Here is a 19,563-nt window from a genome sequence, read left to right as displayed (position 1 = left end):
TCGATCGGGGCACTGGCATACTTTGTATGATCAGGCCCTTCTCTACCAAGACATTTACCGGGAAACTGTGGACTCAATGACAGCCCTATCCATCGCATCCAGCAACGCTCGCCACAAGATCTCCCTCGCAAGCCTGTTTTTTCTTGTTCTGCTGCTGCTCATTACAACCCCATCTTGGGCTTTTGGCAGCAGCAACTCTCTTTTCGGTGGCCAGAGCAACCAGTTTCTCCCTGTGGACGAAGCGCTTCCTTTCAGCCACACCACGGATGACAATGCGATCGTATTATTCTGGGACATTACACCCAAACACTATTTATACCGAGACCGAATCAGTATTAAGGCGTTAGATGAGGGCGCCAGTGCCGGCGTACCTATTTATTCCAGCCCGGGCACTGAGACCGAAGACGAGTTCTTCGGTAAAACCACCGTTTTTTTCGACCCTATCGAAGCCCGTGTTCCGGTAACGCTTCCGGACAATACACGGGAAGCCCGTTTCGAAGTCACCTATCAAGGCTGCGCCGAAGCGGGCCTCTGCTACCCGCCGCAGACCCGCGAGGTACTGTTTTACCAAAGCCAAAGCTCAGGGCCCGGTGCACAGTCACCGGGAAACACCGGCTCCGGACTGGCGGGCACCTCCCCCAAGGTAGACACCAATTCTGCCACCGGGCTTGCGGGGTTTCTGGCTGAGCAGTCAACCTTGATGATTGCCGGCCTATTCCTGCTGTTGGGCTTGGGCCTGACCTTCACTCCCTGCGTGCTACCAATGGTTCCGATTATTTCATCATTGGTGTCTAACCAGAACACCAAAACCACCGGGCACGCACTGCTGCTTGCCAGCAGCTATGTTTTGGGCATGGCACTTACCTATGCGGCGGCTGGCGTTATTACCGGGCTGTTGGGGGCTAGCTTCAACCTGCAGGCACAGCTTCAGTCTCCTTGGGTTCTGAGCGTATTTGCGCTGATGTTTGTGGTGTTTGCGCTGTCTATGTTCGATGTGTTCGAAATACAGCTTCCACGGTTTATCCGAGAGCCCCTGAATGACGCAAGCCAGCGACTAACCGGAGGCCGTGTTATCAGCGTTTTTGGCATAGGCGCCCTTTCCGCTCTGGTTGTATCTCCCTGCGTATCCGCCCCGCTTGCTGGCAGCCTGCTTTATATATCCACAACACAGGATGCGTTCATCGGAGGCATAGCACTTTTTGCCCTTGGGCTGGGCATGGGCGTCCCGCTTATTCTGGTTGCTGTAGGTGGACGCAAGCTTCTGCCAACCACAGGACACTGGATGACCACGGTCAAGCACTTCTACGGCGTAATGCTGATCGCTGTTGCTATATGGCTGATTGAACGTCTGGTTCCAGGCTGGATTGGACTTACACTTTGGGGTGTTCTGATTGCTATCACTGGCGTACAACTGGGCGCTTTCGACGCAGCAAAAGCGGGCTGGGAGCGAACTCGCAAAGGCCTGGGGCTGATCTTTTTTGCCTATGGCATAGCATTACTGGCAGGAGCCGTTGCCGGTGCAAATGATCCACTCGCGCCGCTGGATCCTTTCGTCGCCAAGGCAAGTTCCACTGGCCTGCAAGTGAGTCCAGCCGGGTATAACAATGACCACGGGGGATTCAACCGGGTGGAGGCACCTTCCGACATCAAGACCAAGCTCTCGGAAGCTCGTCAAGAAGGCCGCCCGGTAATGCTGGACTTCTACGCAGATTGGTGCATTTCCTGCAAAGTCATGGAGCGCAACGTGTTCAGCAAAGCCGAGGTGGCCGCCTTACTAAACCCCTTCACTCTGATACAAATTGATATGACGGACAACACGCCCGCGCAACAGGCAATGCTCGATGAATTGGGCCTGTTCGGCCCCCCCGCCATTCTGTTCTACAACAGCAATGGCGAAGAGATGACACAACAGCGAGTTTTGGGCGAAATGAATCGCAGTCAGTTCATGGACCACGTGAATAATCTTATGCCGTCTATCTAACGACATAAACATAATGCAGAGCCGTGGAAACTTTTTTTACTCTCCGCGACGTATTAAATAAATGAACTGATCACCCTGCTCTACGTGGCTGACCAATTCATGCCCCAAAAACTGACAAAATCTGGGAATATCCCGGGTTGTTGAGGGGTCTGTCGCAATTACCCGCAATACTTTCCCGGGCGCTACATCACTGATGCGGTTATGCAACATCATCACGGGCTCCGGACAATACAGCCCGCAGGCATCAAGCTCGGCGTCATAATCGGTAGTGCTCACAAAAAACTCCTATTTTGCATGACCTGATTTTTTAGAAATACGTGCTAAATTACTGTTTATACCATTAAAACATCTGGAGGTTTGCATGATCCGGGTTCTGATCGAACGCCATATCGCCGAGTCACTTGAAACTGCTTATGAGGAGCGCTCCCGAAAGGTTTTGCAACGTGCTGTTGCTGCACCAGGATTCATTTCCGGAGAAACACTGGTCGACAGCAACGACTCCAATCACAGGATTACTCTGGCCAACTGGCGCTCAGAAGCTGACTGGAATCGCTGGTACCAATCTGATGACAGGCGCGATCTGATGGCAGAGCTGGTTCCCATGATGGATAAAGATGAAGCCATAACAGTACTTGCACAAAGCGGCGTTTGACCTTCGAAGCGAAAGCCTGTGATAGTTCGCATAATTTTAAACAGTTTAACAACACAGCTTGCGCACATTCGCTACACTTTCGAAGTCTAATGCTCTCGGAAAATGCTGATGTCACTCTTAGCGCGCCTAGCTTTTCTTATGATTTGCATCACTACTCCGGCACTTGCTCTTGCCAACGTCGCCGTGGCAAGCTCCGAGTGCCCAGCAGTCGATGCAAATGACGCGCAGGCACGCAACTCATTAATGTACTATGTTTGCTACCACCAATCTTCGCCGGGCGAACCGGCGCATACCGCAGCAAATCCGGAGGAATTGCCGGAGCACATCAAATGGACACCCTCTCAAGGGCACGAGTTGGTTTTTAGCCAGACTCGTTCGGTGTACTGGATACGGCTAAATATCCGAAACAACGGCAGTGAACGGCGGCTCTGGTATCTCAATCTCCACTACCCATTGCTGGACGAAGTCACTTTCTGGCGAGGCAATCAGCCTGAAGACACACTGGTAACGGGTGACCAACATCGCTTTGGTTCAAGACTTGTAGATTACCGTTATTTCCTTTTGCCAATAACCCTTAACAGCGGCGAAACCCGTTCTATAACAATCCGGGTTCACAGCAGTGGTGCCTTAAACATCCCGCTAAAGCTGGAAACCCCAGAAGAAGTTATCGCTGAAAGTAATCATCTGGCGGTGACCCACGGATTATTTTACGGCGCCATTCTGATCCTTGCCATTTTCAACCTACTCCTATTTTTCAGTTCCGGAACAACCTACTATTTTTACAACGCCCTTTATATGGTGGCTATGGGACTCTTTCTGTTCGCAATGGGTGGTTTTGCCAACCAGTATTTTTGGCCTGAAAACCCCAAATTCGCGAACACATCCATTCCTTTGACTCTAGCGCTCTGCGCTTTAGCCATGACCTTTTTCGGGCGTTCGTTCCTCGAAGTAGCAGCACACACGCGAGCAGATAAAACCCTGAAAGCAATTCTTTGGATTTGTGCCGGTTTCACCGGGCTGACAATGGTCATCCCATACAGCCAAGCCATCCTTATCAATACTGTACTTGGGCTGGTGATCATATTCATTCTCTCAATCATCGCCATAAGCCGTTGGCAGCAGGGCTACCAGCCCGCGAAGTGGTATGTGCTTGCCTGGGCGGTCATGGCGGCTGGGGCGCTGGTTTATGCGGCTGCAGCCTTTGGGTATTTGGCCGATTTTCTTGCGCGGGAGTCGTTGATGCAGGTCGCAATCGGTGGGCAAGTTCTCCTGCTGAACTACGCTATGGTCCAGCGCTGGCGGCTACTAACTGACAAATTGTTAGAAGTGGAGCAGAAAGCCAGAAATGACTTGGAATACAAAGTTCACGAGCGCACTGCGCAATTGCGCTCAACCATGCGAGAGTTGGAGAACGCCAACCGCAAACTGGCGACCCTAAGCCTGAACGACTCCCTCACAGGCCTTTACAATCGCCGCCACATGGACAATGTTTTGCCAGAACTATGTGCCGAAGCCCGCAGAACCGGGCAGCCTCTAACAATAGCTCTTCTGGATGCTGATCACTTTAAAGCCGTCAACGACACCTGGGGCCACGGGTTTGGTGACGCTTGGCTAAAGTTGATTGCTGACATTTTAACCAAACACGCAACGCGCCCGAGGGACACTTCTGTTCGCTTTGGCGGTGAAGAGTTTGCATTGCTACTGCCAAGCACGGACCTTGAGGGCGCACGAAAAGTTTGTGAAGCCGTGTTAGAGGATGTTCGCGCTACCTCAGTTGAAGCCCCGGACGGTGCAAACTCTCGCCTTACCATGAGCGTCGGCATCGCAACTCTGCTGCCTAATGAGAATCAGCAGGAGTTTTTTGAGCGCGCAGACAGCGCTTTATACAAAGCCAAAGCCCAAGGGCGTAATCAGACCGTAATAGCCGATATTTAAACCGCATTCTTTCGCTTCAACGCTGCGTTTTTTGTTCTTAGTCAATTTTGGCAAGTTCACCTTGAACAACTCTGGAGCTATTATAGGGCTTCGGCTGGTGTGGCGTTTGCCAAAAGGCGCCATGCCACTGATTCGGGTGCATTTGACGGATGTCAGGAGTTGACCCGCGTCATTGCAAACAGGCAATGGTTTCTCCATACTTGCGCTCGCATAATTCCCCACTCTGAACCCATTGGTAAGGCTATGAGCACACAAAATCCGAACCTGACATATAACTACAAGGTGGTAAGACAGTTCGCCATCATGACAGTGGTATGGGGTATTGTAGGCATGGCGCTGGGCGTGTTGATTGCAGCACAACTGGTTTGGCCATCCCTCAACCTCGATTTACCATTTACTCACTTCGGTCGCCTGCGACCGCTGCATACCAACGCTGTTATCTTCGGCTTTGGTGGTAGTGCACTGTTTGCAACATCGTACTACGTTGTACAACGCACCTGTCAGGCGCGCCTGATTTCGGATCAACTAGCAGCCTTCACATTCTGGGGCTGGACCGCAATCATCGTTGCTGCAGCAATTACGCTTCCATTGGGCCTTACCAGCACCAAAGAATACGCGGAATTGGAATGGCCGATTGATATTGCCATTGCAGTGGTCTGGGTTACCTACGCCCTAGTATTCTTCGGCACGATCATGAAGCGCAGCACCCCGCACATTTACGTAGCCAACTGGTTCTACGGGGCTTTCATTATTACCATTGCAGTTCTTCATATCGGTAATAACTTGGCGTTGCCGGTAAGTGCGTTCAAGTCATACTCTGCTTATGCCGGTGTAACCGATGCGATGATGCAGTGGTGGTATGGCCACAACGCAGTAGGTTTCTTCCTGACTGCTGGTTTCCTGGGCATGATGTACTACTTCGTTCCCAAGCAGGCCGGGCGCCCGGTTTACTCCTACCGTCTGTCCATCGTTCACTTCTGGGCACTGATCGCAACATACGTATGGGCTGGTGGCCACCACTTGCACTACTCTGCCCTTCCAGACTGGGCTCAAACAGCCAGTATGATTATGTCCCTGATTCTGCTTGCACCATCCTGGGGTGGCATGATCAACGGTATGATGACCCTATCTGGCGCATGGCACAAACTGCGCACTGACCCCATCCTGCGCTTCCTAGTGGTTTCCTTGTCATTCTACGGCATGTCGACCTTCGAAGGCCCGATGATGTCTATCAAGACTGTTAACGCGCTTTCCCACAACACTGACTGGACTGTTGGCCACGTTCACTCCGGCGCTCTGGGCTGGGTTGCAATGATCAGTATCGGTGCGATTTACCACTTGATTCCCAAGCTTTGGGGCCTCAAGGAAATGTACAGCACCAGCATGATCAACGTGCACTTCTGGCTAGCGACAGTAGGCACTGTTCTATATATCGTTGCCATGTGGGTAAACGGCATCATGCAAGGTTTGATGTGGCGTGCAGTTAACGACGACGGCACCCTCACCTACAGCTTTGTAGAAAGTCTTGAAGCATCCTACCCGGGTTACTTTGTACGCTTCCTTGGTGGCGTCATCTTCCTGAGCGGTATGCTGTTCATGGCCTATAACGTCTACATGACCGTACGCCAGAAAGAAGCAGCTGCTCAAGACAACGCAGCAATTCAGGCGGCGTAACGGAGAGAGACCAGATGAAACACGAAATTGTAGAAAAAAATATTGGCCTGATGATTGTTTTTATCATCTTGGTCATCAGTGGTGGTTTTCTAGCAGAGGTACTGCCGCTGTTCTTCCTGAAAAGCGTGAATGAGCCGATCGAAGGCCTTGAGCCACTTTCGGCGCTGGAACTGGAAGGCCGTGACATCTACATCCGTGAAGGCTGTCACGTTTGTCATACCCAGCAAATCCGCCCATTCCGCGCTGAAACCGAGCGTTATGGGCACTACTCCGTTGCGGGCGAGTTCGTTTACGAGCGCCCGTTCCTGTGGGGCTCCAAGCGCACAGGTCCGGACCTGGCCCGTGTTGGCGGCCGTTACTCTGATGCCTGGCAGCGCCAGCACCTGTATAACCCGCGTAGCGTAGTTCCTGAATCCAACATGCCTGCTTTCCCGTGGCTGTTCGAAGACGTAGTGAACCACAAAGGCACCGCTGCCAAGCTATCTGCTTTGCAGACGCTTGGTGTGCCCTACACTGACGAGCAGATCGCCAGTGCGGCAGGTGAGTTAGAAGGTAAGTTTGAGATCGAAGCCCTAGTCGCATACTTGCAACAGCTGGGTACCGTTCTTTCAGACAAACGGTGATTTGATGGATATTAACGAGTTACGCGGCATGCATACGCTTTTAGTGATGGCGGTTTTTATCGGCATCATCTGGTGGGCCTTCAGTGCGCACCGTAAAAAAGCAAATGAAGAAGCAGCCCATCTTCCCTTCGATGATGAAGAAGTGGAAAAGCGTACTCTTGAACAGGAAAAAACGGAGAAAAAACAATGAGTACCTTCTGGAGCATCTGGGTCAGTGTGATCGTGCTCGGTACCGTCTTTGGCTGTTGGTGGCTTCTATACGCTACTCGCAAGAGCCAGACAACCGATGTGGAAACCGAGAAAACCGTGGGTCACTCTTTCGATGGCATCGAAGAGTATGACAACCCGCTTCCAAAGTGGTGGTTCTACCTTTACTTAAGTACGTGCGTGTTTGCGCTTGGTTATCTAGCCCTCTACCCGGGTCTAGGTAACTTCAATGGGCTTCTAAATTGGACATCTACGAACCAGTGGGAAGCCGAAGTTGCCGCCGCTGATGAAAAGTATGGTGAAATATACGCTCAGTACGGGCAGACCCCTGTCGTAGAACTTGCGCAAGATGAAGACGCGCTAAAAATTGGTCAACGTTTGTTTGCTAATAACTGCTCTGTTTGCCACGGCTCTGCCGCTCGCGGACAGGTCGGCTTCCCGAACCTGACAGACGACGACTGGTTATGGGGTGGTACACCCGAGGCTATTCTGCAAACACTGCACAATGGTCGCATGGGTAACATGCCAGCCAAGGGCGTAATGCCCAACATGACTAACGAGCAGGTTGATCAAGTAGTGAATTACGTGCTGAGCTTCAGTGGTCGCGAAAAAGATGCTGCAGCCGCTGAAGCGGGTAAAGCTGTATTCGCACAAGGCTGTGTGGCTTGTCATGGTCCTGAAGGCAAGGGCATAGAAGCGATGGGAGCACCCAACCTCACGGATAACGTGTGGCTGTACGGTTCCAACTATGAGTGGATCAAGGAAACGGTTCTGCATGGTCGCCAGAACGAGATGCCGGCTCAAAGCGGCCGCCTCTCCAGCGATCAGATCCAGATTCTGGCTGCGTACGTTTACAGCTTGTCCAACTGACTTTCCTGCCGAGCTTTTGGCTCGGCATGGTCTGTTCAACCCTGTGTCTGCCCTTGCGGGCACAGGCTTGAAAAGATCAGCACCTGCCCCTAAAAAGGCACCGCGCCCGCTTTACTACTCCATCTGGAGGTACTCATGAGTAATGAAATCCCGGTCAAACAGATCGACCCCTCCTCAGAACCCTCGGGCGACAACAAGGGCACAAAAACAGTCGAGCTCTACGCCAGTCGCAAAAAGATCTACGTTAAAGAAGTAACGGGGCTGTTCCAGCGCATCCGAACAGTCAGCCTGTTACTCCTTATGAGTATGTATTTCTTGTTCGTGTGGCTTACTCTTGACGGCGCCCCACTGATTCATTTTGATTTGCCTGCTCGTGAGTTCCATCTTTACGGCGTAACCTTCTACCCCAAAGACTTCTTTTTACTTTCAGGCATGCTGATTATCAGTGCCTTTGGCCTGTTTTTTATAACCACGCTCTTTGGCCGTGTATGGTGTGGTTACACCTGCCCCCAAACGGTGTGGACCTTCATCTTCATGTGGGTGGAGGAGCGCATTGAAGGCAGCCGTAACAAGCGCATGAAGTTGGATAAAGCGCCCAACTCTAAAGAAAAAATATTCAAGAAGTCCGCTAAGCACACGATCTGGCTAATTATCGCACTATTAACCGGCCTAACGTTTGTTGGGTATTTCTATCCGATTCGTGAATTAATTGCCGACATCTTCACCTTACAAGCCAATGGCTGGGCCTATTTCTGGGTAGCGTTTTTCACAGTTGCCACTTATCTCAATGCGGGCTGGATGCGAGAACAGGTGTGCTTGTATATGTGCCCATACGCCCGTTTCCAGTCCGTTATGTTCGACCCGAACACACGTATTGTTTCTTACGACCCCAATCGAGGGGAGCCTCGTGGGGGGCGTAAAAAGGGCGTAAAGCCTGAAGAGGCAGGTTTAGGCGACTGCATTGATTGCGGGCAGTGTGTTCACGTGTGTCCCACTGGTATTGATATCCGCGACGGCCTTCAGTACGAGTGCATTGGTTGTGCCCTGTGCATCGACGCCTGTGATGAAATCATGGACAAAATGGACTACCCCCGCGGCCTGATTCGATACACCACTGAAAACGAACTCGAAGGCAAACCATCAAAACTTTTGCGGCCTCGCACCTTTGGTTATGGCGCCGTTCTCACTGCCATGATTGGTACGATTGTATTCGTGATCGCAACTCGTGTACCCGCTCAAATGGACGTCTTGCGGGACCGCGGTGCGCTATTTAGCTTCAACGGAGAGGGGCGCATTGAGAACTCCTACACACTGAAAATCGTGAACATGTCGGAAGTACCTCAGACCTTCAGCCTATCTGTGCAAGGCATGGATGGCATTCGTATTCTGACCGAGACTCAGGTTTCAGTGGATAGCGGTGAAAACCGTTCACTTCCAACCGTTGTAGATGTACCACCCGAGTCTATTCCGCAATCAAACAACGAAATAATATTCCATGCACAGTCTGAAACGGATGCTTCACTGAAGCTGGAAACCGAAAGCCGATTTGTCGGTCCAACGCAGTGATCCTCTGGGTCACCGCTGGCAACCTGTAAACAGACGAGACTGAGCATTATGAATCAAGAAGTACCTGTAGCACCTTGGTATCGGCAACCCTGGTTCTGGTTTCTGACCATTGCACCGCTATCCGCAATCACCTTTAGCATGTTCATGCTGTTTGTTGCGTCAAATATGAAAGATACGATGGTGACCGACGACTATTCGAAAGAAGGCCGTGGTATTAACTTAGAGATCGCCCGTGATCAGGCAGCAAGCGATATGGGTCTCAACGCCGACATGGCATTTGAGGAACGCAGTATTCTGCTAAATGTAAAAACGCAGCAAGGGCCAGCGGAATTCCCCTACCTGATACTCAACTTGTTTCATCCAACACTTGCCCAAAACGACCGTACCATCCAGTTCCGCAGCGACGGAAACGGCCATTACACAGGCAGCCTGCTTGATGACATTAAGGGGCGCTGGTATTACGAACTTCGCGGGCCAGACAACCAATGGCGCCTCAAAGGCGAAGCTTGGCTACCAACCGACGGCAGCCTTCATATGGGCCCGAAAGGATCCGCCCAAGGGTGACCCCTGTGGATTGCTTTCATTGCGGCGAACCGGCTGACGGTGAGCCGCGCATTACGCTGAAGCTTGATGGCCAAACACGACTCTTCTGTTGTCAGGGCTGTAAGGCAGTGTGCGAAACCATTCACAGTGAAGGCCTGACTGGTTTTTACCAACTCCGTACCGAGCCCGCAGTTACACCTCGCCAGCTGACGAGCTCAGAACTGGACCGGCTCAGAGAGCTGGATCACCCTCTGGTACAGCAAGCCTTTGTTTCTCCGGTTAAAGCTGGCCAAGAAGCCCAGCTTTTGATCGGTGGCATCACCTGTGCCGCTTGCATTTGGTTGCTTGAGAACCACATGAAAAAGCAACCGGGAGTGCTTTCTTTCTCCGTAAACCATACAACCCAGCGAGCGCGGCTTGTTTGGGCCCAAGATAAAGCAGTTCTGAGCGATTTACTGGTTGCCATTCATGAGCTCGGTTACACGGCCCGCCCCTATCAATCTGATGCCATTGAAGACCAACTGAAAGCAGAGCACCGCTCCATGCTGATTCGTCTGGCGGTTGCTGGCATTGGCATGTTCCAGAGCATGATGCTGGCCTTCCCGCTTTATTTTGAGCTGATCAGCGGTTTGTCGCCGGAGTTTGTATCGTTTTTTCGTTGGTTCGGGCTACTGGTCGCCACGCCGGTCGTGTTCTACAGCGCTGGACCGTTTTTCCGCAATGCGCAAAGGGATGTCAAAACCCGTCACCTGACCATGGATGTACCTGTCGCTATCGCCATAGGTCTGGCTTACCTCGCGAGCGCCTGGGTAACGGTTATGGGCGGTGAAGAGGTCTATTTTGAATCCGTGTGCATGTTTACTTTTTTCCTATTGCTCGGGCGCTATATTGAGGTACAAGCAAGGTATCGTGCAGGGCTTACCGGTAACGCGCTGGCAGGCTTCCAACCAACAGTTGCCACCCGGGTGCAAGGCGAACACACCGAGATCATTCCCGCACATCAGGTACAGCCCGGGGACGTGGTTCGCATTAGGCCCGGCGAAACCCTACCCGTTGATGGCACCATCCTTCGGGGGCAATCCACCCTCAACGAATCGGCCTTAACAGGCGAATATTTGCCCGAAACCCGAGTGCACGGAGACCTCGTACATGCCGGTAGCATTAACGGCGAAAACCCCTTAGACATTAAGGTAGAAAAATCCGGAGCCCAAACCCGACTCTCCGGCATTTTGCGGATACTGGACCGCGTGCAGTCAGAAAAACCACGGGTAGCCCTTATGGCCGACCGCATTGCCGGTAAGTTTGTCGGTCGCGTACTTATTCTTGCCCCGGTGGTATGGGTTGGCTGGTGGCTTGCCGGTGCCGACAACGCCTTTGACATTACATTGTCTGTGCTTGTGGTCACCTGCCCCTGCGCCCTGTCGCTCGCAACGCCTACCGCAATTACCTCTGCCACCGTAAAGCTGCGTCGTTTGGGTTTTCTGCCCACCCGGGGCCATGCACTGGAATCCATGAACTCCATCGACACGGTGGTCTTCGATAAAACCGGCACCCTGACCCGAGGCGAACTAAGCCTGATCGACACCCATATTGTAGGCAGTAGAGACAGAGACACATGCTTGCGTCTGGCATCGGGTTTGGAGCAGCACTCAGAACACCCGATTGCACGAGTCTTCCATAACCGCCCTGCGGCCGCCATTGATCAGGTTAAAAACCATCTTGGGGGCGGACTTTCCGGCCATTACGATGGTCAGGCACTATTCATAGGCCATAGAGACTTTGTTGCCGAGCATTTAAGCGCTCCGGAGCCAGAGTCTGAGCAACACTCGGGTATGGAGATCTGGCTAGCATCAGAAAACGAGTGGCTTGCCTGCTTCCGACTTGATGACCAGCCCAGAGAGGATGCAGCACAGGCCGTGAAAGCCCTTCAAAGCTTGGGCATTCGCACCCTGCTGCTGAGTGGCGACCGCTCCGGCCATGTGCGTGAGATTGCGGACATGCTGGGTATTGACGAGGCCATAGGCCAAGCCTCGCCAGAACAAAAGCTTGAGGTCCTCCAAGGACTGAAATCCGAAGGTCGTCAGGTTATGATGGTTGGAGACGGCCTTAACGACCTTCCCTCTATGGCGGGTGCGGGCATCTCGGTTGCCATGGGAACCGCAGCAGATCTCACGCAACTGAAAGCGGATGCCGTGCTACTTAATGGTCAGCTGATGCAATTGGTAGAGGCGCTGGATACCAGCCGTCGCACACGCAAAATCATCCGCCAAAACATGGCTTGGGCACTCATCTATAACGTCTGTGCCCTACCCCTTGCCGCTGCCGGTTTAGTAGCGCCCTGGCTAGCCGCTATAGGCATGTCACTCAGCTCTCTAATTGTTGTACTGAACGCGTTGCGACTGGGAACCCAACCCCGCGCAAAAGCTAGAATCAAAGCACCACAAGTTGGCGCGCAGGTTTAGCCCTGATACCGTAAACACCGAGCTCTAACTATGAGGTTTATGCCGTGGAAATCGTAATGTTTTTGGTACCAGTCATGCTAATTTTGGTGGTGATGGGTATCTTGCTGTTTTCCTGGGCGGTTAAAAATGGCCAGTACGACGATCTGGAAGGCCCCGCACACCGGATTCTATACGACGACGACGAAGACATGATCCCGGACGATGCACGCCAGAACAAACCACACAAAGCGGAAAGCCCAGAAGACAAACCTGATAGATCATGACGCCGGAACTTTACCTAAGCTACCCCAGTGCATTTCTCATCGGGCTGCTTGGCAGCACACATTGCCTTGCCATGTGCGGAGGAATCAGCGCCTCTCTGTCCATGGCGCTGCCCGTTGGCAAGGGCTTTCGTACGCGACAATCCTTTCTGTTGCTTGCCTATAACGTCGGGCGAATTGCAAGCTATGCACTGATCGCAGCACTTATTGCACTTTTGAGCACTACAGCCGCCAACCAATGGGCGCAGCTTGGCATGGTTTTGCGGTCGGTAGCGGGTTTGTTACTTATTGCTATGGGTTTATCCATGGGGCAATGGTGGCAAGGAATCCGTTATGTGGAACGAATTGGCGCACCCCTTTGGGAGCGTTTATCACCCCTCTCCCGACGGATTCTCCCTATTCATCACTCCGGTCAAGCTCTTGCTCTCGGCGCGCTGTGGGGGTGGCTACCCTGCGGATTGGTTTATAGCACCTTGGGTTGGGCCGCACTGCAGCCAACCGTTGGCTCGGCTGCACTCACCATGGTATTTTTCGGGCTGGGCACCTTGCCCTCCATGCTTGCAGCTGGCTATGCCGCCAGCTGGATCAACGGGCTAAAAAGCAATCAGAAATTCCGGAAGTTTACCGGTGCTCTGCTGATTCTGTTCGGGCTTTGGACTCTGCCTCTGATGGCGTTAATGGGCCACTAAAAGTGGCCTTCGCACAGGTCTCGGGGTTCATGGGTCTAGATATTTAATACATCCAAACGGCCAAAGCTCTGTTCGGGCTCTTGCCCGGGTGACGCAGTCTGTACCGCCTGACGCTTGCCACCAAGGCGTTTGCCTTCGCGAAAATCATAAAGGTTGGTATCAGCAAGGTGCGATGGTTCCACATTGCATAAAGCCCGGAACATGGTCTCAAGTCGCCCAGGGTGTTGTTTGTCCCAATGTTGGAACATATCCTTGATAACTTGGCGTTGCAGGTTTTCCTGAGAGCCGCATAGGTTGCAGGGTATGATTGGGTACTGCCTAAGCTCTGCATATCTGGCAATATCCTTCTCTCGACTGTATGCCAAAGGCCGGATAACGGTATTCCGGCCATCATCGCTGTGCAGCACTGGCGGCATGGTTTTAAGCTTGCCCCCGTAAAACATATTCAAAAACAGGGTTTCCAACAGATCGTCACGGTGATGCCCCAGTGCGATTTTGGTAACACCCTGCTCTTCGGCAAAGTTGTAGAGAATACCTCGGCGTAAACGCGAACATAAACCACAGGTGGTTTTACCCTCCGGCACCTTGTCTTTGACGATGCTGTAGGTATCTCTCTCAATAATGTGATACTCGATGCCTATGGCAGCCAGATAATTCGGCAGGATGTCTTCCGGAAAGCCCGGCTGTTTCTGATCCAAATTGACAGCAATCAGCTCAAACGATACCGGTGCGCTTTTCTGCAAATTCAGCAGGACATCCAGCATGGCATAGGAATCCTTGCCACCGGACAGGCAGCACATTACCTTATCGCCTGCTTCGATCATTGAAAAGTCTGCAATCGCCTGACCAACCTCTCGGCGCAGGCGTTTCTGCAGTTTATTCTGCTCCAGTTTCTGACGGCGTTCGTATTCTGAACTATAAGTTTGTTCGGGGCTGTCACTTATCGCTTCGGGCATATCAACTGTGTTCAGTGGGGAAATGATCGTGAGATTATACGCATCCACTTCTTTTAGGGACAGGTTACTGACATGGATATGTTGAGTTCAGGGCAAGAAGCCAAAGGAAAACGCGAACGCAACCGCCTGCGCAACCGCGCGGCGATACTCAAAGCCGCTCGCCTCTGCTTTCAGGAGAAGGGGTACGAAAATACCACCATACGTGACCTCATCCAACATACACATCTGGCCTCGGGTACTTTCTACAACTATTTCCGCAGCAAGCAAGACATCTTTGCCGCACTGCTGTCCGACTTTCTGGGCGGCCTCAACGAGAACCTAACCCACTCGCGGCGTTCGGCAGACACCGCGGAGGACTTCATTCATCAGTCCTATCTCGCCGTATACAGCGCCACTGCAAGTGACCCACTTGTTTACGAACTTGCCCACCGTAATGACCGTGCCCTGAAAGAGCTCTTTGGTTCCGGAATACTCGAACTTATCATGTTATCCCTTGAAGACGATGTTCGGGACGCGATTGACCAAAACATCTTGCCGAATGTCGATCAGGAGTACTTGTGCGCCGCGTTCTTCGGTGTGGCTTATGAGACCGGTCTGATGGTTGCTCGGCGTGTGTATCAACACCCAGAACGGGCCAGTATTGAAGTAGCGCGCGCGGCCGAAATGGCAACAGCGCTATTTAAAGGCGGGCTACCCGGGCTAGCTGCCCTTCCCTGAACGCATTGACTGGCCTAACATGGGCCTATGAAAGACACTTCTGCCTCCCCGCAGCTCTTGCACAGCCTACCTGCGACTGCGTCAGATGAAATATTGGATCAGCAGATCCAACATATGCTGATAGCGGTTGAACATGAGCTCCGTAACGCCCCTGAAGGCACTGATGAACTCAACCTCATTAAAACACTTCAGCGCCCACCGTGGTTTTTGATCGGTGACTTAGAGTTTCACGACACGCAAAAACTTTATCCTGTACATTTTTTGCTATTCCACGTGCTTTACCGCTTAAAAGACACCTTGATGGAAGCCGGAGAGCATCTGACGATATCGCCCTTACGCATTATTATTGAACCTCAGGATACCGTTGCTGGCACTGGCTTGCCCGGGGCAGTGGACAGCCTCCGTAATTTCTATTTGGACCTATCCCAATACAAGCTGCCAGAGGATGCCATTCAACAAATGATGGATCGTTTTTGGGCGGGCTATCAGGGCTTGGGGCCAAGTAAGCCAGAGACTCTACACGCGGCAAGAGTATTGGGTTTCGATTCAGTTCCCGATTGTTTTAACACCGTAAAACAGGCATTTCGTCGGGCCGTCATGCACGCCCATCCAGATCGAGGCGGGAAGACCGAAGAAATACAGTCTCTTAATGAAGCCTTTACCGTCCTGAAGACACATTTCAGTCAAATGATGGAGCAAACATGAAAGCCGGAAAATTTAGGATGTCGGGCACTCTATTTACAATGTTTCTAGCAAGCGCCACCGTAAAAGCTGATTTGGTCGTCCTTCAATACCATCACATCAGCGACACGACACCGCCTTCTACCAGTACATCCGCATCTCTATTTAACGCGCAGCTTGATCTAATCTCAGAACTAAGCCTTGAGGTTGCAGACCTGCGCGATGCCACAGAAAACCAGTTTTCTGATGACCCATCAACCAACCAGCGCATCGCAATTACCTTTGACGATGCCTATGAGTCGGTTTATAGCAAAGGCGCAGAGATCCTCCAGAAACGAGGCTTGCCCTACACCATTTTTGTCGATACAGCCGCCATTGGAAGCCATGGGTATATGACTTGGCAGCAACTCGAAGAACTGGCTAAACGGGATGGTGTAAGCATTGCAAACCACAGTTCCGGGCATGGCCACCTAGCGCGGCGCCCTGAAGAGGCAGAAGGCGACTGGAAAAAACGAATAACCCACAGTTTGGATACTGCGCAGGCTGAGCTAAAGCGAAGACTCGGAGCCGATTTACCTCTATTTGCATATCCGTATGGCGAGTTCGATGAAGCTCTTGAGGCAGAGGTAGCGAAAAGGGGCTGGTACGGATATGGACAGCAATCGGGAGCCATAGGCCCGCTTTCCGGGCAAACGCGCTTACCCCGATTTCCTATGGCGAATACCTACGGTCAGCTCGATGGCCTTAGAGACAAGCTGACCAGTAAAGCGTTTCCTGTAGATACTGGCAAGCTGCCTGACGGCGTCATGGATGAGAATCCTCCAACCCTTACTCTGCCGCTGGTGGACGAGATTCAGCCCAGCAGGCTAACCTGCTTCGCATCGGGTATGGGACGGATTGATTTTGACGTATTGGATGACTCGATTTCGATAACGGCACCGGGACCTTTCAACAGCCGTCGGTTCCGCTATAACTGCACCCACCCTGCTCAAGGGGGCGGCTTTTATTGGCTATCTCAGCAGTGGCTGGATTTGAGCCAACCGGAAGATTGAAGCGGACTCAACGAGCTTCTACCAAGATCAGGCCGATTTCGCCGTTTTTTACGTGGGGTATCTTGCGAGGGCCACGACGGGTTTCAATAACCGTCTGGCCTTCGAGATCATCGTTGCGCGTAAAGATGAGCATCCAGCGCTCTTTTCTGGCGCTTGAAACCGGGATCCGCGCTTCAAGGTAGCCGCGACGATGCCAATTCTCCGGCTCAAAATCCGAGACCATTTCTGTGACCAGCCTAACCGGTCTTAATTGGCCATCAAGAAATACCACCGATGGCACAAACACACCTTTGCTAGCGTATGAGCGCAAACGGAACACCCGCTCCTCGCCCGGCTCCTCTTGGGGCAGCGCAATCAGTTGGTAGGGGCTTAGCCCAGTAAGAAATTGGTGTTCCGGAGAGTTTTCAGTCAGCTGTACGCCAAATTCGCGACCTTCCTGCCAGCGCTCATGGTTCTGGGTATCTAGTGTCTGGCAACAAGTTTCAGCGAAGCGTGTTAGATAGGCGTCGCCGCTGTCTTTAATGCCCAGAATGGCAAAAGCGTTGGGGTCGTGGCCTTCCACGGGCGTTGACTCAAGGAGTGTATCCTCTGCGTGATATACCGTTGCCGGAGTTGTCTCAACAGGCAGTGCTACACGCCCTTTTTCTTCATCCGTGCGAGTGTCAGGCTGGTAATAACTGGTTCGGAGATTACCGTCAGCATCGCGCCAGATAAAATATGGCTTACCATCGCCCTCTCGCACGTACCCCTTGCGCCGAAGCTCTTCCGCGTCTGGGTAGTTGTCGGTGGTAAATTCATCCTCTGCCACAGCCTGACTGGCGACGGGTTTTTCCTGAGCAAGCGCTTCTACGATAGGCGAATATCGCACGCGCCCCTGCTCATCCACCCAAGAAAAATAGCCTTCCCTATCTGATACTATTGAACCGCCAACCTGACAGCCGGACAGCAGTGCGCCCAAAAGCATGCTAGTAACTGCTGTCAGGAGTTTATGTGTTGTCACGGATATGCCCTTTTGAGCACGAAGCAGCGTGCAGTCAGAATTTCTTCCGGAAGCTAAGACCCGCCATAACAACCCGCAAAGAGGTTTTCACATCCAACCCGGCATAGGGGTTGTAGATGATGTTGGTAATATTATCGCAGTTAATGTTGCAACTGGTATTCGCCGGAATGCTTTCAACAGAATGCAGATAACTGAGGTTCATATCAATTTCCGTATTTTTGTCCCACTTATACCCCATACCGACACTGTACAGGTTAGCACCACCAAAGGGTGCCATTACCGAACGCTGGTCGTCCGGTATAACAGAATCTCGGATTTCAACACCTGCTCTCAAATCAAGCCGCGATGAAGCATGGAACTCTGCACCAAATGCCCAGTTCCACTGACTACTAAAGCCCAGCGGCAGCTTGAGTGTGTTCGGTGTGGCGTTGTCTGGAGACAAAATCCGCGCAGCGTTAAGAAATTCAAGGTTTCGATCAAAGCGGAACAGAAAGGCATCCCACTGTTTGTAGTCAGTCCAGCCCACATCAACATTAAATGTCAGCTTCGGGTGCAGATCTACACTAATGCCGGTTTGAAAATGTTGCGGGTAAACCAAATCCATACTGACGTTACCGGCCTCCCGGGGAGCACCGGACGGCAAGCTAAGAATGGCGGAAGTAATGGCACCCAGAACCGATCCGTTAACACTCTGCCAAAATCCAGACCAGTTATCGGTGTACTCGATCTCGAAGGTGCCCTTCATGTTCATTTCAGCTTCGGAGGTATAGCTTGCCCCCCAAGTGAACCAGTCCAGAGGATCCCACATCACCCCGAGCGTATAGGTGGGTGACAGAGTTTCCTGAACGTTAAGGCTCATGGCTCCAATGTCATCCCAAGGACCCACGTTACCGCCGCAGAGAGCAAGCCAGGGCTGCAATGGTTCGTCACCGCTTTCACAGTTGAATGCGTCCTGCAGAATTTCCGCAACGCCCAGCAGCATGTTGGGCGCACGCATATACTGGTCAGCAGCAATGCCCATGTGGGACAGGTGAATCCCGGCACCCACCGACCACTCATCGTTAATTTTGTAACCCACGGTTGGGGCCAGGTAGGTTGTACGCTGCAGTGCTGCAGCCTGAGGCTGGTAACGAGCGGGATCATTTTTGTCCCGATAGAAGCCCGCCGCCATTGGTAGATAAAAAGCATTGCCAAAGGTCAGCTTAGATCCTGGCGGATTGATGCTAAAACCCGCAGATGGCGCGACCGCGGGCCCTGAAGGCGTGCGAAGAATACCAAAGCCGGGAACATACAAAGCAACCGTATTGGAGTGGCTGTGTGAATTTGCAACTGGATCCCGCTGCTTGCCCGTATTAGGGTCAATCTCAAGGCCGTCAATGCCAAATATTTCATAGCCTTCAGGAGCTGTAAAATCAGCATCGACATCAAGGTATATACTCAACAAATTGACTTCAAACTGGCGGCCGTCCAGCTTTGTCAGACCTGCCGGGTTGTAGTGAACCGCCATAATTCCGGGTGGGTCCGCGGTTACCGCATTACCCAGCGCCAGTGCCTTCGGGTGAATGGTCAAGTTCTGCGCGAGCTGAGCCTGAACCCCACACGATAAGGTTGTGGCTACCATTGCCGCGAGAAGTTGCCGCTTGTGGCTATTATGTCCCATGAAATCCTACCCTTCCCGTTAAAACGTCAGCGGCG

At 52.2% G+C, this 19,563-nt stretch carries 19 protein-coding genes; 15 read left to right on the top strand and 4 right to left on the bottom strand.

The genetic code is table 11. The features are described 5' to 3' along the window. Window positions 1–76: 76 nt before the first annotated feature. Window positions 77–1,981 carry a protein-disulfide reductase DsbD gene (gene dsbD, locus MWU62_RS12035; protein ID WP_247115148.1) on the top strand — a complete coding sequence of 635 codons (1,905 nt, stop codon included), beginning with the start codon at window positions 77–79 and terminating at the stop codon, window positions 1,979–1,981. 36 nt (window positions 1,982–2,017) lie between these two features. Here dsbD and tusA read toward each other — a convergent pair whose 3' ends face one another. Beyond that, window positions 2,018–2,257, bottom strand: coding sequence for a sulfurtransferase TusA (gene tusA, locus MWU62_RS12030; protein WP_247115147.1), 240 nt, complete (start codon window positions 2,255–2,257; stop codon window positions 2,018–2,020). Between the two features lie 85 nt (window positions 2,258–2,342). On the opposite strand from tusA, the gene MWU62_RS12025 reads away from it, so the two are divergent. From MWU62_RS12025 to MWU62_RS11975, 11 genes are all read left to right on the top strand, one after another. Beyond that, window positions 2,343–2,633, top strand: coding sequence for an antibiotic biosynthesis monooxygenase family protein (locus MWU62_RS12025; RefSeq protein WP_247115146.1), 291 nt, complete (start codon window positions 2,343–2,345; stop codon window positions 2,631–2,633). Window positions 2,634–2,741: 108 nt separating this feature from the next. Beyond that, on the top strand, window positions 2,742–4,568 hold the full coding sequence (locus MWU62_RS12020) for a diguanylate cyclase (RefSeq protein WP_247115145.1): 1,827 nt from the start codon (window positions 2,742–2,744) through the stop codon (window positions 4,566–4,568). Between the two features lie 243 nt (window positions 4,569–4,811). Further along, on the top strand, window positions 4,812–6,242 hold the full coding sequence (gene ccoN, locus MWU62_RS12015) for a cytochrome-c oxidase, cbb3-type subunit I (RefSeq protein WP_247115144.1): 1,431 nt from the start codon (window positions 4,812–4,814) through the stop codon (window positions 6,240–6,242). Between the two features lie 14 nt (window positions 6,243–6,256). After that, window positions 6,257–6,865, top strand: coding sequence for a cytochrome-c oxidase, cbb3-type subunit II (ccoO, locus tag MWU62_RS12010; RefSeq protein ID WP_247115143.1), 609 nt, complete (start codon window positions 6,257–6,259; stop codon window positions 6,863–6,865). Window positions 6,866–6,869: 4 nt separating this feature from the next. Further along, window positions 6,870–7,055, top strand: coding sequence for a cbb3-type cytochrome c oxidase subunit 3 (locus tag MWU62_RS12005; RefSeq protein ID WP_200361160.1), 186 nt, complete (start codon window positions 6,870–6,872; stop codon window positions 7,053–7,055). Further along, a complete protein-coding gene (gene ccoP, locus MWU62_RS12000) occupies window positions 7,052–7,942 on the top strand; it encodes a cytochrome-c oxidase, cbb3-type subunit III (RefSeq protein ID WP_247115142.1) in 891 nt (296 codons plus the stop codon). Before MWU62_RS12005 ends, ccoP begins: the two co-directional genes overlap by 4 nt. A 135-nt stretch (window positions 7,943–8,077) precedes the next feature. Further along, window positions 8,078–9,508, top strand: coding sequence for a cytochrome c oxidase accessory protein CcoG (gene ccoG / locus MWU62_RS11995; protein WP_247115141.1), 1,431 nt, complete (start codon window positions 8,078–8,080; stop codon window positions 9,506–9,508). Window positions 9,509–9,556: 48 nt separating this feature from the next. After that, a complete protein-coding gene (locus MWU62_RS11990; protein WP_247115140.1) occupies window positions 9,557–10,072 on the top strand; it encodes a FixH family protein in 516 nt (171 codons plus the stop codon). After that, window positions 10,069–12,513 carry a heavy metal translocating P-type ATPase gene (locus tag MWU62_RS11985; protein WP_247115139.1) on the top strand — a complete coding sequence of 815 codons (2,445 nt, stop codon included), beginning with the start codon at window positions 10,069–10,071 and terminating at the stop codon, window positions 12,511–12,513. The genes MWU62_RS11990 and MWU62_RS11985 overlap by 4 nt, the downstream gene beginning before the upstream one ends. 56 nt (window positions 12,514–12,569) lie before the next feature. Then, window positions 12,570–12,776 (top strand): cbb3-type cytochrome oxidase assembly protein CcoS, encoded by a 207-nt coding sequence (ccoS, locus tag MWU62_RS11980; RefSeq protein ID WP_247115138.1) that lies wholly within the window; start codon window positions 12,570–12,572, stop codon window positions 12,774–12,776. Further along, complete coding sequence (locus MWU62_RS11975; protein ID WP_247115137.1) at window positions 12,773–13,462, top strand: sulfite exporter TauE/SafE family protein; 690 nt, start codon at window positions 12,773–12,775, stop codon at window positions 13,460–13,462. The genes ccoS and MWU62_RS11975 overlap by 4 nt, the downstream gene beginning before the upstream one ends. Before the next feature lie 35 nt (window positions 13,463–13,497). Here the strand turns inward: MWU62_RS11975 and ttcA are convergent, their stop codons facing one another. Next, a complete protein-coding gene (ttcA, locus tag MWU62_RS11970) occupies window positions 13,498–14,418 on the bottom strand; it encodes a tRNA 2-thiocytidine(32) synthetase TtcA (protein WP_247115136.1) in 921 nt (306 codons plus the stop codon). Window positions 14,419–14,490: 72 nt separating this feature from the next. Between ttcA and MWU62_RS11965 the strand changes: the two genes are divergently transcribed. The 3 genes from MWU62_RS11965 to MWU62_RS11955 are packed head-to-tail and all read left to right on the top strand — an operon-like array spanning window position 14,491 to window position 16,868. After that, window positions 14,491–15,135 carry a TetR/AcrR family transcriptional regulator gene (locus MWU62_RS11965; protein ID WP_247115135.1) on the top strand — a complete coding sequence of 215 codons (645 nt, stop codon included), beginning with the start codon at window positions 14,491–14,493 and terminating at the stop codon, window positions 15,133–15,135. A gap of 27 nt (window positions 15,136–15,162) precedes the next feature. After that, a complete protein-coding gene (locus MWU62_RS11960; protein WP_247115134.1) occupies window positions 15,163–15,840 on the top strand; it encodes a DNA-J related domain-containing protein in 678 nt (225 codons plus the stop codon). Continuing rightward, window positions 15,837–16,868, top strand: coding sequence for a polysaccharide deacetylase family protein (locus MWU62_RS11955; RefSeq protein ID WP_247115132.1), 1,032 nt, complete (start codon window positions 15,837–15,839; stop codon window positions 16,866–16,868). The genes MWU62_RS11960 and MWU62_RS11955 overlap by 4 nt, the downstream gene beginning before the upstream one ends. 7 nt (window positions 16,869–16,875) lie before the next feature. On the opposite strand, the gene MWU62_RS11950 is transcribed toward MWU62_RS11955, so the two are convergent. Together MWU62_RS11950 and MWU62_RS11945 are read right to left on the bottom strand one after the other, a co-directional pair. After that, window positions 16,876–17,868: a MalM family protein gene (locus tag MWU62_RS11950; RefSeq protein ID WP_247115130.1), complete on the bottom strand. Its 993-nt coding sequence runs from the start codon at window positions 17,866–17,868 to the stop codon at window positions 16,876–16,878. Window positions 17,869–17,902: 34 nt separating this feature from the next. Further along, window positions 17,903–19,528, bottom strand: coding sequence for an outer membrane protein transport protein (locus tag MWU62_RS11945; protein WP_247115128.1), 1,626 nt, complete (start codon window positions 19,526–19,528; stop codon window positions 17,903–17,905). Window positions 19,529–19,563 lie beyond the last annotated feature (35 nt).

The organism is Marinobacter sp. S6332, assembly GCF_023016045.1.
GTDB lineage: Bacteria > Pseudomonadota > Gammaproteobacteria > Pseudomonadales > Oleiphilaceae > Marinobacter.
The sequence above is the reverse complement of the archived record's forward strand: the minus strand, read 5'-3'. Positions and strand labels throughout refer to the sequence as shown.

What these genes read in the sequence shown, in the direction of transcription:
- MWU62_RS12020 (WP_247115145.1), top strand. Translation starts at nt 2,742, where the DNA reads ATGTCACTCTTAGCGCGCCTAGCTTTTCTTATGATTTGCATCACTACT.
- ccoG (WP_247115141.1), top strand. Translation starts at nt 8,078, where the DNA reads ATGAGTAATGAAATCCCGGTCAAACAGATCGACCCCTCCTCAGAACCC.
- ccoS (WP_247115138.1), top strand. Translation starts at nt 12,570, where the DNA reads ATGTTTTTGGTACCAGTCATGCTAATTTTGGTGGTGATGGGTATCTTG.
- MWU62_RS11955 (WP_247115132.1), top strand. Translation starts at nt 15,837, where the DNA reads ATGAAAGCCGGAAAATTTAGGATGTCGGGCACTCTATTTACAATGTTT.
- MWU62_RS11975 (WP_247115137.1), top strand. Translation starts at nt 12,773, where the DNA reads ATGACGCCGGAACTTTACCTAAGCTACCCCAGTGCATTTCTCATCGGG.
- ccoN (WP_247115144.1), top strand. Translation starts at nt 4,812, where the DNA reads ATGAGCACACAAAATCCGAACCTGACATATAACTACAAGGTGGTAAGA.
- MWU62_RS11945 (WP_247115128.1), bottom strand. Translation starts at nt 19,528, where the DNA reads ATGGGACATAATAGCCACAAGCGGCAACTTCTCGCGGCAATGGTAGCC.
- MWU62_RS12005 (WP_200361160.1), top strand. Translation starts at nt 6,870, where the DNA reads ATGGATATTAACGAGTTACGCGGCATGCATACGCTTTTAGTGATGGCG.
- ttcA (WP_247115136.1), bottom strand. Translation starts at nt 14,418, where the DNA reads ATGCCCGAAGCGATAAGTGACAGCCCCGAACAAACTTATAGTTCAGAA.
- MWU62_RS11960 (WP_247115134.1), top strand. Translation starts at nt 15,163, where the DNA reads ATGAAAGACACTTCTGCCTCCCCGCAGCTCTTGCACAGCCTACCTGCG.
- ccoO (WP_247115143.1), top strand. Translation starts at nt 6,257, where the DNA reads ATGAAACACGAAATTGTAGAAAAAAATATTGGCCTGATGATTGTTTTT.
- MWU62_RS11990 (WP_247115140.1), top strand. Translation starts at nt 9,557, where the DNA reads ATGAATCAAGAAGTACCTGTAGCACCTTGGTATCGGCAACCCTGGTTC.
- MWU62_RS11965 (WP_247115135.1), top strand. Translation starts at nt 14,491, where the DNA reads ATGGATATGTTGAGTTCAGGGCAAGAAGCCAAAGGAAAACGCGAACGC.
- MWU62_RS12025 (WP_247115146.1), top strand. Translation starts at nt 2,343, where the DNA reads ATGATCCGGGTTCTGATCGAACGCCATATCGCCGAGTCACTTGAAACT.
- dsbD (WP_247115148.1), top strand. Translation starts at nt 77, where the DNA reads ATGACAGCCCTATCCATCGCATCCAGCAACGCTCGCCACAAGATCTCC.
- ccoP (WP_247115142.1), top strand. Translation starts at nt 7,052, where the DNA reads ATGAGTACCTTCTGGAGCATCTGGGTCAGTGTGATCGTGCTCGGTACC.